The 15077-nt window shown below is 57.9% G+C and carries 17 protein-coding genes; 8 read left to right on the top strand and 9 right to left on the bottom strand.

The window, feature by feature from the left end:
* The first annotated feature begins 15 nt into the window (after positions 1 to 15).
* Both QE435_RS22765 and QE435_RS22760 read left to right on the top strand, forming a co-directional pair.
* Complete coding sequence (locus QE435_RS22765) at positions 16 to 606, top strand: 3'-5' exonuclease (protein ID WP_309771281.1); 591 nt, start codon at positions 16 to 18, stop codon at positions 604 to 606.
* A 63-nt stretch (positions 607 to 669) separates the two neighbouring features.
* Positions 670 to 1158, top strand: coding sequence for a CreA family protein (locus QE435_RS22760; RefSeq protein WP_349042736.1), 489 nt, complete (start codon positions 670 to 672; stop codon positions 1156 to 1158).
* Between the two features lie 83 nt (positions 1159 to 1241).
* Here QE435_RS22760 and QE435_RS22755 read toward each other — a convergent pair whose 3' ends face one another.
* Complete coding sequence (locus QE435_RS22755) at positions 1242 to 1709, bottom strand: chemotaxis protein CheW (RefSeq protein ID WP_306933422.1); 468 nt, start codon at positions 1707 to 1709, stop codon at positions 1242 to 1244.
* A gap of 219 nt (positions 1710 to 1928) precedes the next feature.
* On the opposite strand from QE435_RS22755, the gene QE435_RS22750 reads away from it, so the two are divergent.
* The 3 genes from QE435_RS22750 to QE435_RS22740 all read left to right on the top strand — a co-directional run bounded on the left by QE435_RS22750 (position 1929) and on the right by QE435_RS22740 (position 3908).
* On the top strand, positions 1929 to 2087 hold the full coding sequence (locus QE435_RS22750; RefSeq protein WP_309771279.1) for a hypothetical protein: 159 nt from the start codon (positions 1929 to 1931) through the stop codon (positions 2085 to 2087).
* A 148-nt stretch (positions 2088 to 2235) separates the two neighbouring features.
* Positions 2236 to 2835 carry an SCO family protein gene (locus QE435_RS22745; RefSeq protein ID WP_306933417.1) on the top strand — a complete coding sequence of 200 codons (600 nt, stop codon included), beginning with the start codon at positions 2236 to 2238 and terminating at the stop codon, positions 2833 to 2835.
* A 188-nt stretch (positions 2836 to 3023) separates the two neighbouring features.
* Positions 3024 to 3908: a 50S ribosomal protein L11 methyltransferase gene (locus QE435_RS22740; protein ID WP_306933415.1), complete on the top strand. Its 885-nt coding sequence runs from the start codon at positions 3024 to 3026 to the stop codon at positions 3906 to 3908.
* A gap of 137 nt (positions 3909 to 4045) precedes the next feature.
* Here the strand turns inward: QE435_RS22740 and QE435_RS22735 are convergent, their stop codons facing one another.
* On the bottom strand, positions 4046 to 4219 hold the full coding sequence (locus tag QE435_RS22735; protein ID WP_309771277.1) for a hypothetical protein: 174 nt from the start codon (positions 4217 to 4219) through the stop codon (positions 4046 to 4048).
* A gap of 320 nt (positions 4220 to 4539) precedes the next feature.
* Between QE435_RS22735 and QE435_RS22730 the strand changes: the two genes are divergently transcribed.
* Entirely contained in the window at positions 4540 to 6369 is a 1830-nt protein-coding gene (locus QE435_RS22730) for an aminopeptidase P family protein (protein ID WP_349042735.1), read from the top strand.
* Positions 6370 to 6395: 26 nt separating this feature from the next.
* Here the strand turns inward: QE435_RS22730 and QE435_RS22725 are convergent, their stop codons facing one another.
* Both QE435_RS22725 and QE435_RS22720 read right to left on the bottom strand, forming a co-directional pair.
* Entirely contained in the window at positions 6396 to 6710 is a 315-nt protein-coding gene (locus tag QE435_RS22725; RefSeq protein WP_349042734.1) for an AzlD family protein, read from the bottom strand.
* Complete coding sequence (locus QE435_RS22720) at positions 6707 to 7423, bottom strand: AzlC family ABC transporter permease (protein ID WP_349042733.1); 717 nt, start codon at positions 7421 to 7423, stop codon at positions 6707 to 6709. Before QE435_RS22720 ends, QE435_RS22725 begins: the two co-directional genes overlap by 4 nt.
* Positions 7424 to 7579: 156 nt before the next feature.
* Between QE435_RS22720 and QE435_RS22715 the strand changes: the two genes are divergently transcribed.
* Positions 7580 to 7828, top strand: a complete 249-nt coding sequence (locus tag QE435_RS22715; protein ID WP_349042732.1) for a DUF2164 domain-containing protein — start codon at positions 7580 to 7582, stop codon at positions 7826 to 7828.
* Positions 7829 to 7833: 5 nt separating this feature from the next.
* Here QE435_RS22715 and pncA read toward each other — a convergent pair whose 3' ends face one another.
* Positions 7834 to 8460: a bifunctional nicotinamidase/pyrazinamidase gene (gene pncA, locus QE435_RS22710; protein WP_349042731.1), complete on the bottom strand. Its 627-nt coding sequence runs from the start codon at positions 8458 to 8460 to the stop codon at positions 7834 to 7836.
* A 423-nt stretch (positions 8461 to 8883) separates the two neighbouring features.
* Between pncA and QE435_RS22705 the strand changes: the two genes are divergently transcribed.
* The gene (locus tag QE435_RS22705) at positions 8884 to 10155 is read left to right on the top strand and encodes a tlde1 domain-containing protein (protein WP_349042730.1); all 1272 of its coding nucleotides are present in this window, start codon (positions 8884 to 8886) and stop codon (positions 10153 to 10155) included.
* Between the two features lie 5 nt (positions 10156 to 10160).
* Here the strand turns inward: QE435_RS22705 and QE435_RS22700 are convergent, their stop codons facing one another.
* The 4 genes from QE435_RS22700 to QE435_RS22685 form a co-directional block, all read right to left on the bottom strand.
* Positions 10161 to 10595 carry a DMT family transporter gene (locus QE435_RS22700; RefSeq protein WP_349042729.1) on the bottom strand — a complete coding sequence of 145 codons (435 nt, stop codon included), beginning with the start codon at positions 10593 to 10595 and terminating at the stop codon, positions 10161 to 10163.
* On the bottom strand, positions 10592 to 11065 hold the full coding sequence (locus QE435_RS22695; RefSeq protein WP_306933400.1) for a DMT family transporter: 474 nt from the start codon (positions 11063 to 11065) through the stop codon (positions 10592 to 10594). The genes QE435_RS22700 and QE435_RS22695 overlap by 4 nt, the downstream gene beginning before the upstream one ends.
* Positions 11066 to 11390: 325 nt before the next feature.
* Positions 11391 to 12302, bottom strand: coding sequence for a glycosyltransferase family 25 protein (locus QE435_RS22690; RefSeq protein WP_349042728.1), 912 nt, complete (start codon positions 12300 to 12302; stop codon positions 11391 to 11393).
* A 206-nt stretch (positions 12303 to 12508) separates the two neighbouring features.
* Positions 12509 to 14983, bottom strand: coding sequence for a UvrD-helicase domain-containing protein (locus QE435_RS22685; protein WP_349042727.1), 2475 nt, complete (start codon positions 14981 to 14983; stop codon positions 12509 to 12511).
* Positions 14984 to 15077: the final 94 nt, after the last annotated feature.

Here is a 15077-nt window from a genome sequence, read left to right as displayed (position 1 = left end):
TCAGAGAATCGCGTCTTGAAAACAATCGCCATCGATTTTGAAACCGCCAATGAAGAGCGCGGCAGTGCCTGCTCGGTCGGTCTGGCATGGATCGAGGACGGCGTGATTACCCGGGTGGAAGAGCGATTGATCCGGCCGAAGGACATGCGCTTTTCGCCCTTCAACATTGCTGTGCACGGCATTCGCCCAGCCGATGTGGAGGATGCGGCTGAATTTCCCGAGGTGATGGAAGAGTTCGTCGACGATCTGCGTGAGGCGACGATGATCGCGCACAATGCGGCCTTCGATTTCAGCGTGATGCGTGCAAGCTTCGACAAGTACCGCCAGAGCTATCCATCTCTGTCCTACTTCTGCAGCGTGAAGATGGCGCAGCGCGTCTGGCCGTCGCTGCCGTCGCATAAGCTCAACATCATCGCGCATCACCTGCAGCTTCGCTTCGTCCACCACAATGCGGCGGAGGATGCGGTGGTTTGCGCCTCTGCAGCCATTGCCGCTGCGAAATCGCTGGCCTTGCAGCATGTGCGCGATATTCCGGCGAAGATCGGCATGGTTGCAGGACGTCTGCATGCCATGGGGTATGAGCCCTGCACCATGAGAAAACGGTAACCTGTCAGCTTGTTACCGCCTCGCGCCTTCCTATCTGTTGTTTCAGACATGGAGGTAAAGGCGATGACATCACAGAAACTTCGAGTGGCACTGGTTGCGGGACTGGCGCTTTTTCCGCTGGGCGCCTTGGCGCAGGTGGTGGGCAAGGTCGGTGTCGACTGGACCGGCAATGACATCGTCGTGGAAGCCATCGCCGATCCCAAGGTGAAGGGTGTCACCTGCCACATCACCTATTTCGAGCGCGGCGTGATCGATCGCCTGAAGAATGGCAATTGGTTCGAAGACCCATCCAACAACGCCATTTCCTGCAGCCAGACCGGACCGGTGGAAGTCGGCGATATCGATCTTTCCAAGGGTGGCGAGGAAGTGTTCCGCCAGGGGATGTCTCTTGTCTGGAAGAAGATGGTCGTCAACCGCATTTACGATAAGACCAACGACACTCTGGTCTATCTGGTCCACACCCGCGAGCTCACTGACGGTTCGGCGAAGATGGCGATTTCGACCGTGCCGCTCTATGGCCAGACAGTAACGTGGCAGAACGGCAAGCCATAAGCGCTGAAGCGTGACAAGGCGAGCGCCCAATGAAAGACGGCGGACCAAAGGCCCGCCGTTCTCTGAAATCCAATTGCCTGATCCTACGCCGCTTCGCGCGACAATTCGTCGGCAATGACCGTGTCGAGGTTGAGGAAGCAGACCATGCTCTTTTCCAGCGCCACGATGCCGCGGCAGAAATTGCGCTGCTCTTCCGGAATGATTTCCGGGGCGGGCTGGAGATCTTCGGAGCGGATGGTCATCATGTCGGAGACCTGTTCGACCAGAAGGCCAACCAGCTTGCCGCCGATATCGGTGACGATAATGGCGGAGCGCTCAGACGGCTCGGTCATCTTCATGCCGAGGCGGCAGGCCATGTCGATAACCGGGATCACCGCACCGCGCAGGTTGATGAGACCGAGAACATAAGGCGGGGTATGGGGCATCGGCGTCACCGGCGCCCAGCCGCGGATTTCGCGGATCGCCATGATGTCGATGCAGAATTCCTGATCGCCGAGATGGAAGGAAACGATTTCGAGGTATGCGCCGGCTTGCTTGATGGCGTTCGACATGGTCGTTGCTTGTCCTGGAGGCTCTCTGGCGGGCCGTGTGCTTGGAAGGATGAATGCGGCGTCCAGGTAAAATCCGGTGACATCATGTCGTGCGCTTGCGCGGACCGCTGGCGACCATGATGGCAAGAATCGTTTAAACTTTCACTAACAGATGTGACGGCTTACAATCCAGGACGTTCCACGCTTCTCCTTCAGCCTGCCATGCGGTATAACAGGAAGATGAGCGCATTATCGTCACACTCGGTCAAGCTTCTGCTTGCAGCTCTTGCCACAGGCGCTGTTCTTTTCGGCGTGCTTGCCACCTTTGATGGTTGGCTACGGCACGGCACCGATATCTTTATCGCCTCTGTGCAGAATGGCATCGCCTGGTGCTTCTGACGGGCAGTTCTCTCGGCTGTGGCATACGGTGTTGAGACAAAAGAGCGCGGTTGCGGTTTCCAGCCCTTCTTGATTTGCGCAACGTCAAAGGCTTGGCTATCACATGGGTAGGGCGCCAGGCGCCAATTATCGCATGGTGAGGAACAGCATGAAATCGATCCGTCTTGCGCTGTGGGGTGCCGTCGTCGTTCTCTTGGGCGTCATGGGCTGGTTGACTGTCGAACTGACCAAGAGCCGGGAGCAGATGGTGGAGGAGGCCTATGGCGTTCCCTTCCAGCTCGTTGCGCAGAACGGTCAGCCGATCACTGAGAAGGCGTTTCAAGGCAAGCCCACCGCGCTGTTTTTCGGATTTACTCATTGCCCTGAGGTTTGCCCGACAACGCTGTTCGAGCTGAACGGCTGGATGGAGAAGGTCGATCCGGCAGGGGACAAGCTGCAAGCCTACTTCGTGTCCGTCGATCCTGAGCGGGATACGCCGGAGGTGATGAACCAATACATCTCCAACGTTTCCAAGCGCATTACCGGCATTACCGGCGCACCGGACAAGATTGCCGAAACGCTGAAGGGCTACCGCATCTATGCCAAGAAGGTGCCTGTGGATGAAAAGGACCCGAATGGCGATTACACCATGGACCATACGGCCTCGGTGATCCTGCTTCGACCGGACGGTTCTTTCGGCGGCACCATTGCTTACGGTGAAAATCCTGATGTCGCCGTTCAGAAGCTGCAAAATCTCGTCAAGTCCTGACACGTCGCTGCAAGAAACACCTTCCGCTCCATTGGATTGCCGCGTGTTTTGTGGCAAAGGCTGACGCTTCAACCAGCTGAAGCGTGTGGCCATTGATCCTCACGATTGAAGCCCTCGTTTCGTCGCATGTCATGTCGCAAAGCCGCTGACCGGGATTGCGCAAACAAGCATTAGGGAAAGCGTCTGTCGTGAGTGAAATCCGTCTCTATGTCACCACAACCGAAGTTCAGGCAGGCGACGTGCTTGACGTGATGTCGGAGGTCTTCGGCGAGGAGGATATTGCGATCGCGACCACCGAGGTCGATGAGAAGCGCGATATCTGGGAAGCATCGATCTATATGCTTTTTGAGCAGGAAGACGAGATTACCGAGCGCTTTCAGACGCTGTTGCAGGCTTCCTTCCCACATCTTGCGATCGAGCGCGAAGTCATTCCCGATGTCGACTGGATCGCCAAGTCGCTGGAAGGCTTGAAGCCGGTGCGGGCAGGGCGCTTCCTGGTGCATGGCTCACACGACCGGGACAAGGTTCGTCCGAACGATCTCGCCATCGAAATCGAGGCAGGCCAAGCCTTCGGTACCGGCCATCACGGCACCACGGCGGGTTGCCTGGAAATGATCGAAGAGGTGCTGCGTTCGCGTACCATTCGCAATGCACTGGATCTCGGCACCGGCAGTGGTGTCTTGGCAATCGCGACGGCAAAGATGCGCAAGGTGCCGGTCCTGGCCACGGATATCGATCCGATCGCGACGCGTGTCGCCAAGGAAAACGCGAAGCTGAACGGCATCGTCTCGGGCATTGCATTCGAGACAGCGCCCGGCTTCCACTCGGATTCCTTCCGTCGCCATGGGCCATTCGATCTCATCATCGCCAATATTCTGGCCCGTCCGCTGATCAAGATGGCGCCGCAGCTCGTGGCGCATCTGGCGCCCGGTGGCACGGTCATCCTGTCCGGTATTCTAGCTTCGCAGCGTTGGAAGGTTCTGTCGGCCTATAACGGCATGAAGCTGAGCCACATTCGCACCATCTGGCGCAATGGTTGGGTCACCATCCATCTTCGTCGCGATATGCTTTGAGAATATGAAAAAGGCGACGCTTGCGCGCCGCCTTTTCAATCGGTCCTGCCGACCGAATCCGCGAGCCTTGGGAGGAGAGGCTCAAGCGGATAAACGTATTCCTTGTTCAGCGAGCCGGGAGGAGGCTCGCCTCACGATCAGAATACGTAAGTGGATTTCGCCTTGCGACGCAGCTCTTCACGCGTGATACCGAAAGCAGCGATTGTAGTATCGTCCAGGTTCAGCATTGCGCTGCTGACATAACGATCCGACTGCCGCTGACGGGCTTCGACGACGCGTTCGAATGCGGTGCGAAAGATCGACTTCGACATGTTGGACATCCTTGTTCCGCGGGCTTTTTGTTGCCCTTTCGATGGTTTGAAATTAAGATATAAGAGCCGCCTAGGCCATAGCCGCTTTGACATCCTTGCTATGCATTAAACGCAATCCTAAGCTCTTTCACTCACAAAAATCTGCTCCGACTGCCTACAGATTGTGCGCATTCGTTGTCGTCAAAGGCGTTCGCTTTGATCTGGACCTGTGAGAGGCTGCCGCGCTATGGTCGGCCAAAGATGCACAGATTCCAAAGATAGAGCGTCCATTGTGCGTCCAATAGGACGCGCGGCGCTCTAGACAATCCAGAAAGCATGCCATGTTCCAGTCCTTTGACAACAAGTCCACTCCGCAGTTCGGCAAGGCCCGCGTGGAGGCGTTGCGCGCGACATTCGATGCGCTCGGCATCGACGGTTTTCTTATTCCTCGTGCCGACGAATATCAGGGCGAATATGTGCCGGAATGTGCCGAGCGGATGGCCTGGCTGACCGGCTTTACCGGTTCTGCCGGTGTGGTGCTGGTGACGCGGTCGCAAGCCATCGTCTTTGTCGATGGGCGCTACACGACGCAGCTTGCTTCACAGGTCGATCCTGCGGTGTTTACAGGCGGCGATCTTGTCGGCACTCCGCCAGCGAAGTGGCTCGGCGAACATGCCCCGACCGGTTTTCGTCTCGGTATCGACTCGTGGCTGCATACAAGCGCGGAACTGCTGCGGCTTGAAAAGGCGTTGGTGGAAAAGGGTGGCTCCGTTGTACTGCTCGCTGCCAACCCGCTCGATCCCCTGTGGGAAGGACGCCCTGCGGAGCCTCTGGAGCCGGTCACGATCCAGCCGGAAGCCTTTAGTGGAACGCCAGCGCAGCAGAAGATCGACAAAATTGCCGAGGATGTGAAGAACCGCAAGGCGGAGGCGGTTCTGGTGACCGATCCGTCGTCGATTGCTTGGATCTTCAACATCCGTGGCAATGACGTGCCGCACACGCCCCATCCGCTGGCTCGTGCGATCATTCATGCCGATGGCAAAGCCGATCTGTTTCTGGATGAGCGCAAATTGAACGGCGAGGTCAAAGACTATCTCAATGGCCTTGTGACGCTTCACGCGCCCACAGAGATCGAGCCGACCCTTCGCGTGCTTGCTGAAAACGGTGCATCCATCCTGGTAGACGCGGACGTAGTGCCGGTGGCGCTGACGCGTCTCATCAAGGACAATGGTGGCACGGTTGTCGAGGCGACCGATCCCGTCAAGCTCCCGCGTGCCTGCAAGAACGAAGCGGAGTTGGCCGGTTCCGCTGCCGCCCATATTCAGGACGGAGCCGCAATGGTGGAGTATCTGGCATGGCTGGACAGCCAGCAGCCCGGGACTGTCACGGAGATCCAGGCGGTAACCAAGTTGGAGCAGGCACGGGCGCGTCTTGGCGAAGCGATGCAAAACCCGCTGAAGGACGTTTCCTTCGATACGATTTCCGGTTCCGGCCCGAATGCCGCGATCATCCATTACCGCGTCACGACGGATAGCGACCGCCATTTGCAGGAAGGCGAGATGTTCCTGGTGGATTCCGGCGCGCAATATGTGAATGGCACCACGGATATCACGCGCACCGTCGCCATCGGCAATGTGCCGGAAGAACAGAAGCGCTTTTTTACGCTCGTGCTGAAGGGCGCGATCGCTATCAGCGACGCGAAGTTTCCAAAGGGAACGCGCGGTTGCGATCTCGATCCACTGGCGCGCATCGCGCTGTGGAAGGCGGGGGCCGATTACGGCCACGGAACCGGACATGGCGTCGGCTCCTATCTCTCGGTGCATGAAGGACCGCAGCGTATTTCCCGCGTGTCGCAACAGGAACTATTGCCGGGCATGATCCTGTCCAACGAGCCCGGCTACTACCGTCCCGGCGCCTTCGGCATCCGCATCGAGAACCTCATCTATGTGCGCGAGGCGGAGGCGATCGAAGGTGGCGATCAGCCAATGCTGTCCTTCGAGACGCTGACCTGGTGCCCGATCGACCGCAGACTTATCGTGGTTTCGCTGCTGACGGAAGACGAGCGTACCTGGCTGAACGACTATCACGCCGAGACGCGCGAGAAACTGATGCCGCTCATCAGCGACGAGAGCGTCAAACAGTGGTTGGTGGCTGCAACGGACGCCCTTTGACTTGCGGCTTCGGCGGCGTTTTCATCTCATGTGAGCTGAAAATGCCGCAGCGCCACGACCAGCGCCCAACCGGCAAAGAGCATGATCAGGCCGGGGAATCGCAGCCCGACGATCAGCGCCACGATCATGCCGAGCTTCACATCATATCCGCCTTCGAAAAAGGCGGGTGCGACGAGCGTCGTCAGAACGGCGACGGGAACGGCATTCAATCCGGCTTCCACGCGCGGCGGGATGGATTTCAGTCTGGTCATCAGCACATAGCCACCCACGCGAGTGAGGTAGGTCGCAACAGCACCGGCAACGATGATGATGAGTGTCTGGAGGTGGAAGAACTCGCTCATGGGATCTGCACCTCGGGTTCCTCGATGGGTTCACTTTTCGCAGGCGGCAGGATGACGGCGATGATGATGCCGGTCAGGGCGCCGATGCTGACATGCCAGGGTGAGCCGACGAAGTGGAAGGAGGCAATCGCGCCAACGGCGCTTGCCAGCATGACGGGATAGAAGCTCTTGCGTTGACGGAAACCGAGCACCATGCCCATGAAATAGATAGGCAGCAGCACGTCGAAGCCGAGTGCCCTTGGATCGCCGACGAGATTGCCAAGCGAAGCGCCGACGACCGTGGAGATCACCCACGGCACGTAGACCACTAAGGCATAGCCCATATAGAGCGAATAGCGCACTTCACCATGGATTTCCTTTTGCCGGACGGACTCGGCAAATTGCGGGTCGACCAGGAAGAAAAAGCCGATGGCTTTGCGGGCAAAGGACCATTCCGGGACAATCCGAACCATGGCGGCGGAATAGAGCACATGCCGGAAGTTGACGGCAAAGATCGATAACACCACGAGCCAGGCTGGCAGGTTCTGATTGAAGAGCTCGATACCGACGAGTTGGCTCGCACCGGCATAGATGATGCCGCTCATCAGCGTCGCTTCGTAAATGGTCATGCCATTGTCGATTGCGACGGCGCCAAACAGCGCACCGAAGGGCAGAACGGCAAGAGCGATGGGAAGGCCGAGGCGGATGCCTGACCTAAAGGGTGACTGGGTCATGGGGTAAGCCGGTCCTGTACCGGAGAACATAGGATGCCTGCTCTCCTACAGCCTCTGCCGTATGCGTACAAACAAAAATAAGGAATGGCTTGATTGATTTATTTGAAGCTTGGCAAAGTCGCTTCATACTGACGATGCGTTGAGGAGGGCTGCGTTATGGAACTGAAGGTCGACAAACAGCAGAAAGCAGCATTGGCCAAGGCAGTTCAAGACTATCTGGTGAAAGAGCTGGACGTGGATGTCAGCGGGCTGCAATGCGAAATGCTGCTGGACCATGTGGCGGACGTCATCGGCCCGGCATTTTACAACCAAGGACTCCGAGACGCGCAAGCGGTGATCTCGCGTCGAATGGACGACGCCGCTGCCGATCTCGATGTGCTGGAGCAGCCATTGAACGGTCGCTGACGGGATTAGGCTTTCAGAAGGTCGCTGCTATTGACCACGGCAATGCCCCTTGCGCGCATGGCGGCAATGGCGGCCTTGATGCCTTCCGGGTCGATCCCGCGGCTGGCATCTTCGATAAAGCGCACTTTGACATCCGGGAGCATGTCGCGCGCATCGAGCGCTGAAAAGCTGACGCAGTAATCCGTCGCGAGCCCGCAAATATCGAGAACGGTCACGCCCTGGCGGCTGAGATAATCTGCAAGACCGGTGGTTGCCGACTGGTCGTTATCGCGGAATGCGGAGTAGCTATCGACGGCCGGGTTTTCGCCCTTCTGCTGGATGTAATCGAAGGCTTGGTTATTCAGATCGGGATGAAACTCCGCATCCGGCGTTCCCTGAACGCAATGATCCGGCCACATGACCTGCGGCTTGCCCGAAAGCTCGCCCATCTCGAAGGGTTGTTTTCCCGGATGCTGGGAGGCAAAACTGCCATGATTGGCCGGGTGCCAATCCTGTGAGGCGACGATGAGGTCGTAGCCGCCATTTTCGATCAGCGCATTGACAATCGGCACGATCTTGTCGCCATCGGCGACGGCAAGATTTCCGCCGGGACAAAAACCGTTCTGGATGTCGATCAGCAGCAGCGCCTTCATGTGTCGTTCCCTTAAGTCAATCGCGGATGATCGAGCTTAAAAGGATTCCGTGAAAATGAAAACGACGGGATGACCGAGGTCGCCTTCATCGCCGCATTTTAGGCAAAGTCGAAAGATACAGGCTTTGGCCAGAAGAGGGGACCTTGATTCAGCCATGTAAGTGCTGCGCCGACAGTCTTGCTCTTCGGTTTCGACGCCCGAAAACAATGGGGCGCGAACATCGGATCTTACCTGCATGAACATGGCTTGCGCTTTTAGGGACAGCGTTTTCAGGGGACTCGTAAAGACTTTGGTTACCATAATTCGGCATGCTTCGAACCTGTTCGCTTCGAGGATGGTGCGATTCGCACCTGACGATCGAGGCCAACGCCAAGTCGCCGGCGACAAGCCGGTTTTGCGTAAACGGTTCGAGTAACGAGTATCATGGCGTCATCAGTCGTGACCTATCAGGGCGTGCCCATGCGTGGCGCAGCCCGTGACAAAAAACGTGCTGGCCTCTCGTCAGGCGGCCTCTCCGCTCTTTTGGGCGGCGGAATCCTTGCCAGTGTTTGTGCTGTGGCGGCTTTTGCTTCGCTGCACGGTATGGCGCAGGCCTCGTATGGCACGCAACGTTTTGACAAGATGCTGCTGGCGCGTGTGGACCGCCCGGCGGGCGAGTCGCTCGACGACGTTCAGCCCACCATTCACGTCCATAAGTTCTCGCGCCTTTCGGCCAACCCCGAAAGCCACCAGAAAATGACGCGTCTGGCGGTGGAACATCCGCTCAGCGCCAAGCTTTTTGCCGCACGCTTCGGTGCGGCGGCGGCAATCGACGCACAGGGACAGGCGACGGTCAAGGAATTGGCAGCGCTTCGCCCCTCGGCGATCGTTGATTCGGCACTTGGTCGCGGGCCAGAAACCGCGATGCTGGAAACACAGGAAGCGACAGAGCACCCTGCGTTCGCAGCCGCCCTCGGACGTCCGCAGGCCAAGGCGGATGAAGAGATCGACCTCCTGCCGGAAACCGTGCCTCTGCCGAACTTCCGCCCCGAGATCGCCAAGGCTTTCGAGGTGGAGCCGACTCCGCGTCCAGCCAATCCATCGGTTGTCGAAAAGGAGATCGCTGCGCAAGCTCCTGTCCCAACACCCGCCAAACCACCGGTACAGCAGCCAGCGACATCGACGATGGTCGCCTTCGCGCGGCCCGACAACCCGATGCGCGAAACGAAGATGGACGCCGTTCCATGGCCGGACCGCGGCAATGGCACTGCCATTTACGATATTTCCGCAGGCGTGGTGCATCTTCCAAGCGGCGAGAAGCTCGAGGCCCATTCGGGTATCGGCAAGATGCGCGACAATCCAGATTTCGTGCACGTCAAGATGCGCGGCGCGACGCCACCGTCAAGCTACCGCCTGACCATGCGCGAATCGCTTTTCCACGGTGTGGAAGCCATTCGTCTGACACCAGAAAGCGGCGTCAATCCGCATGGACGTAACGGGCTCCTGGCGCATACCTATATGCTGGCGAAGCGCGGTGAATCGAATGGCTGCGTCGTTTTCAAGGAATATCCAAAGTTCCTGGCCGCCTTCAAGCGTGGTGAGGTCAAGCGCCTCATTGTGGTGCCGAAGTTGAACGGGCGTCCTTCCGCTGTCGCAGCCAACGGTGGAAAGACCGGCGGCAAGACATTGTTCGGCAGCCTGTTCGGCAAGAGCTGAGGCCTTCAGCGACGTTTTAAACGGCGGCGTTGGGTCAGCACCATGCCGCCGAGAATGAAGACCACGCCGAGCGCAGTCGCCCACATCTTTGGCGGTTGATCGCTGAAAAAATCCAGCACGACACCTGAAACCATCTGGCCGCTGATCACGAGAAGCGCTGTGTTGACCGCGCCGATACGGGCAATCAGCCAGCTACCTGATGCTATGAACACGACACCGATTGGGCCGCCGATGAAGGCGTACCAGGGCGCGTTGCTGGCGCCGGGTGGCAGAAGACCACCGATGACGAGACCCACAAGCGTCAGCACGACCAATCCAACGAAGTGGTTCCAGAAGGATGCGGTGAGCGGTGAGGTGGAGAGGCTGAGGCGGCCATTGACCTGACGGCTCAGCGACACGAAGACACCGCCGATAAAGGCCATTGCGATCCAGACGATCATGTCGCTCTCCCAACCAGAATGATGAGTGCGCTGCCGCCGAGGATCAAGGCAATCGCGAGAATGTCCTGTCCCTGTGGCCGACGCCTGGGAAAGCCGAACAAGCCCCAGAAATCCGCTGCAAGGCTAAAGATCACCTGCCCAGCCAGGCCGAGGGCGATGGTGCCGGAAAGAGCCAGAGGTGAATTCACCGCTGTGGAGGTCAGCATGACAAGCACTGCGCCGATCATGCCGCCCATGTATGCCCAGAGTGGAGCCTTGGGTTTGGCCGGCTGTCCGGGTGCCGGTTTGCGGTAGAGCAGCCCCATGACGATAATGGCGGCAATCGTGCCGGTGGCATGCGCAGTCCAGGAGGAAAAGAGCGCGTTGCCATAATGGGCGAGCATCCCGTTGAAATGCACCATCAAGGTCAAGAGGCCGCCGCTTGCGAAAGCGGCCGCCAGGTGAAGCGGATTGGAACGTGTCGGCGTCATGGGAGGTTTTGTCTTTCCGAGATAGTCCTGAGGAGATCATCAGGCTTTAGAACCTTACGATGCAAAAACAAAACGAAATGCGTTGATGGGTCCGGCCATTTCAAATGATGGTTCAGGTGATCGCTAAAGCGCCACGCGTCCGTTTCTACGGATGAAGGGCGGCTTATCTCTCTTCAGGTCTACCGACCGCTCTTCCGGTTTTGGCGGGAACAAAATCAGCGCAAGACTGTTGTCTGCGCATGAAGAAAACGACACGCAAACCATTGAACCGGATGACGATCTTCGTCATCTCGATCTTTATCATAGCCGCTATCGTTGCCGCAGTTTACCTGATTGGGTTTACGCCAGGCGAAACGACCGCGTGAACCGGTGCCTTAGCCTCGTGAGGGACGGAGTGGTGCGGCGTTGAGGTGCTGAAAGAATCACTCCTCGACGTTCCCGTTGGCAATGTACGTGGCACGACCAAGTTTCCCGCATAGCCCAACAGGAGCCAAGCTCCTCTGAACAAGAAGCGTGTGACCTCAAGATATGTGCGGAAGGGCAGGACGGTGACGTACCGCCAGCGGGGCAGCTTGTACGCGCGGGCGGTGTCCTGAATCGAACTGGTATTGTCCGCATCTTGCGAGGCGCACAGGGGGTAGATGAAGGCCGATTTGAGTCCTGCCAGATATTCGAGATCATAGGCGATGTCGTAGGCAAGCCGCATCGGGACCAGCTTTTCCGCGATCCACTTCGCAGCCTTACGATTGACGATGTAGGCGCCTGACCCCTTTTCGCGCGTCAGTGCGATGCTCAAGGACCGGTCGGCGGTTAGTTTGCGAAACGGATATTTTCTGCCGTTGCTCACCGTCGATAGTCGGAGGATATCCCAATCGTTTCGATGATCGATTGCGGCCTCAACTGACGCCATGAAGTCCTGTTTGAAGACCACATCATCTTCCAGGATAAGAGCAAACTCGGCATCGCTCTGCAACAGCCGGCGCGCACATTCCACGTGGCTCAGATAGCAGCCGATTTCTGGAGGGCAAGTCCGACGGCCATGCATCAACTTGTAGGAAAGCGCGCTGAATTCCGGGATTGGAAATGTCAGCGCCCTGCCATCGATTGCCTCGACACGCTCCGCCGTCAGACCGATGTCTGAAAGCTTGTCGAACATGGCCTGTTTGCGTTCCTTTGCATTGGCCATGTTGATGAGGTAGATCGCAAGTTTTGATTTATTATTTTCTAATATATGCAATTTAACCTCAGGAAGAACGGCCTGGCAACACAGATGGTTATTGCCGAGAATCATCCTGATGGAAATAGCGGACGCTTTCAGTCAGTTAAAAAATACTCGGTGAAAGCTTAGAGAGACGTTTGTCCTTTTGGAAGATAAAGCTCAATCTTGATGAGCGAACGCATCTACCCGAAATTCGTTCTGATTTTCAGGCAGGTGCTGTCCCTTCAGGCCTTTTCGACAAAGCCATCGAGCACGCGTTTCTGGCCGGCTCGATCGAAATCGATCGTCAACTTGTTGCCCTCGACCGTGGCGACATTGCCGTTGCCGAACTTGATGTGGAAGACCCGGTCTCCGACGGCGAACTTCGAAGGCGCATCGGCGACCGATTTCGCCACAAGTTCTCCATCGATCGTCCGCGCACGTGGCCCACTCTCGCCATAGCCTATCCGCTCCACTGCATGTCCAGACCGACTGCCCCAATTGTCACGCGTGGCATCGGAGCGGTTGGCCTGCGCCCGCTTCCAGCCGGGGGTCGAGTAATTATTGGCGAAGGGCTCGGCCTTGTCGAAGCGGGATTGGCCATAGCCGCCGCGGCCGCCATAGCCTCCATAATTGTTTTCCGAAGCGGTGACCTCGACATGGGATGGCGGCAGCTCATCGAGAAAGCGTGAGGGCAGGGTGGATTGCCAGAGGCCGTGAATACGGCGGTTGGACACGAACCAGATGTGGCAGCGCCGCTTGGCGCGGGTGATGCCCACATAGGCAAGGCGCCGCTCTTCCTCGAGGCCTGAGCGTCCGCCTTCATCGAGAGACCGCTGATGCGGGAACAGGCCTTCCTCCCAACCGGGCAGGAAGACGGTTTCGAATTCCAGACCTTTCGCAGAATGCAGTGTCATGATCGACACGGCATCGAGCTCTTCATTCTGCTCGGCATCCATGACGAGCGCCACATGCTCGAGGAAGCCGCGCATGCTCTCGAAGGATTCCATCGAGCGGATAAGTTCCTTCAGGTTTTCCAGGCGTCCTGGCGCTTCCGCCGTCTTGTCCGCCTGCCACATGGCGGTGTAGCCGCTTTCATCGAGTATCTGCTCGGCGAGCACCGTGTGTTCGGTGTTTTCCAGCAGGCCCTGCCAGCGGCGGAAGTCCTGAACCACATCGAAAAGCGCCTTGCGCGCCTTGGGTTTCAGTTCATCCGTCTCGATAATATCGGCGGCGGCTGCGAGCATGGGAATATTACGGGCGCGGGCATAGTCATGCAGCGTGCGAATGGTCGTATCGCCCAGGCCCCGCTTCGGTGTGTTGACGATGCGCTCGAAAGCCAGGTCGTCGGCAGGTTGGCAGACAAGGCGGAAATAGGCCATGGCATCGCGGATTTCCATGCGCTCATAGAAGCGCGGGCCGCCGATGACCCGGTAATTCAGACCAAGCGTGACGAAGCGATCTTCGAACTCGCGCATCTGGAACGAAGCGCGCACGAGGATCGCCATGTCGTTGAGATTGTGCTTGGTGTTGCGCTGAAGCGCCTCGATTTCCTCACCGACGGCGCGCGCTTCCTCTTCCGAATCCCATGCGGCATGGACCACGACTTTTTCATCGTTCGGATCGACACGGTCAGTAAATAGCGTCTTGCCCAGACGTCCTTCATTATGGGCGATCAGATGGCCGGCAGCGCCGAGAATATGCTCGGTGGAGCGATAGTTGCGCTCGAGTTTGATGACCTTTGCGCCGGGAAAATCCTTGTCGAAGCGCAGAATATTGTCCACTTCCGCGCCGCGCCAGCCATAGATGGACTGGTCATCGTCGCCGACGCAACAGACGTTTTGAGGCTGACCCTTGGCGCGCTGCGCCAGAAGCCGCAGCCACATATATTGTGCCGTGTTGGTGTCCTGATACTCATCCACCAGAATGTAGCGGAACCGCTGGTGGTATTCTTTGAGAATATCGGCATGACGGCGGAAGATGGTGATCGGGTGCAGCAACAGATCGCCGAAATCGCAGGCGTTCAAGTTCTTCAGCCTATCCTGATAGGCGCTGTAAAGGTCGCGGCCTTTTCCATTGGCAAAAGCCCGGCTGTCACCTTCCGGAATATCGGGCGGGGTCAGCCCCTTGTTCTTCCAATTGTCGATCATGCCGGCGAACTGCTTGGCCGGCCAGCGCTTGTCGTCCAGACCTTCGGCCTGGATCAACTGCTTGATGAGACGCACGACATCATCGGTGTCGAGAATGGTGAAGTTGGATTTTAACCCAACAAGCTCTGAATGCTTGCGCAGCAGTTTCACACCGATGGAATGAAAGGTGCCGAGCCACGGCATGCCTTCGACCGCGCCGCCGACGAGAACTCCGATGCGTTCCTTCATCTCACGGGCAGCTTTATTGGTGAAGGTCACGGCCAGGATCTGGCTCGGATAGGCTTTGTTGGTCGCGAGAATGTGGGCAATGCGTGTCGTCAGCACCCGGGTCTTGCCGGTGCCTGCACCCGCCAGAACCAGCACTGCCCCATCTACCGTTTCGACGGCCTCCCGTTGCTCAGGATTGAGACCGGAGAGATAATCGGGCGTACCGCGTGCCTGGTCGCGCGCTGCCATAGCGCGGGCGGCAATCCCCAGGCCACCCTCGGCTGGAGCGGCGGTTGGGACTGGACGGCGCGGTTCGTTTGGTTCTTCGTCGAAGAACGGCATATCGTCGAAACTATTGCTCATGTGGCTCAATGTAGTGATTCGGGATGTAAACGCTAGAGCGTCCTATGGGTCTAAGTATCGCACTTCGCGAAAATCGGTCCCGGTTTTGGGGCCG

The organism is Agrobacterium sp. SORGH_AS 787 (assembly GCF_030819035.1).
Taxonomy (GTDB): Bacteria; Pseudomonadota; Alphaproteobacteria; order Rhizobiales; family Rhizobiaceae; genus Agrobacterium; species Agrobacterium larrymoorei_B.
The sequence above is the reverse complement of the archived record's forward strand: the minus strand, read 5'-3'. Positions and strand labels throughout refer to the sequence as shown.

Coding starts and splice junctions, on each gene's coding strand:
- pncA (WP_349042731.1), bottom strand. CDS start 8,460: ATGAAGGCGCTGCTGCTGATCGACATCCAGAACGGTTTTTGTCCCGGC.
- QE435_RS22730 (WP_349042735.1), top strand. CDS start 4,540: ATGTTCCAGTCCTTTGACAACAAGTCCACTCCGCAGTTCGGCAAGGCC.
- QE435_RS22700 (WP_349042729.1), bottom strand. CDS start 10,595: ATGATCGTCTGGATCGCAATGGCCTTTATCGGCGGTGTCTTCGTGTCG.
- QE435_RS22750 (WP_309771279.1), top strand. CDS start 1,929: ATGAGCGCATTATCGTCACACTCGGTCAAGCTTCTGCTTGCAGCTCTT.
- QE435_RS22735 (WP_309771277.1), bottom strand. CDS start 4,219: ATGTCGAAGTCGATCTTTCGCACCGCATTCGAACGCGTCGTCGAAGCC.
- QE435_RS22715 (WP_349042732.1), top strand. CDS start 7,580: ATGGAACTGAAGGTCGACAAACAGCAGAAAGCAGCATTGGCCAAGGCA.
- QE435_RS22745 (WP_306933417.1), top strand. CDS start 2,236: ATGAAATCGATCCGTCTTGCGCTGTGGGGTGCCGTCGTCGTTCTCTTG.
- QE435_RS22705 (WP_349042730.1), top strand. CDS start 8,884: ATGGCGTCATCAGTCGTGACCTATCAGGGCGTGCCCATGCGTGGCGCA.
- QE435_RS22725 (WP_349042734.1), bottom strand. CDS start 6,710: ATGAGCGAGTTCTTCCACCTCCAGACACTCATCATCATCGTTGCCGGT.
- QE435_RS22760 (WP_349042736.1), top strand. CDS start 670: ATGACATCACAGAAACTTCGAGTGGCACTGGTTGCGGGACTGGCGCTT.
- QE435_RS22695 (WP_306933400.1), bottom strand. CDS start 11,065: ATGACGCCGACACGTTCCAATCCGCTTCACCTGGCGGCCGCTTTCGCA.
- QE435_RS22755 (WP_306933422.1), bottom strand. CDS start 1,709: ATGTCGAACGCCATCAAGCAAGCCGGCGCATACCTCGAAATCGTTTCC.
- QE435_RS22685 (WP_349042727.1), bottom strand. CDS start 14,983: ATGAGCAATAGTTTCGACGATATGCCGTTCTTCGACGAAGAACCAAAC.
- QE435_RS22720 (WP_349042733.1), bottom strand. CDS start 7,423: ATGACCCAGTCACCCTTTAGGTCAGGCATCCGCCTCGGCCTTCCCATC.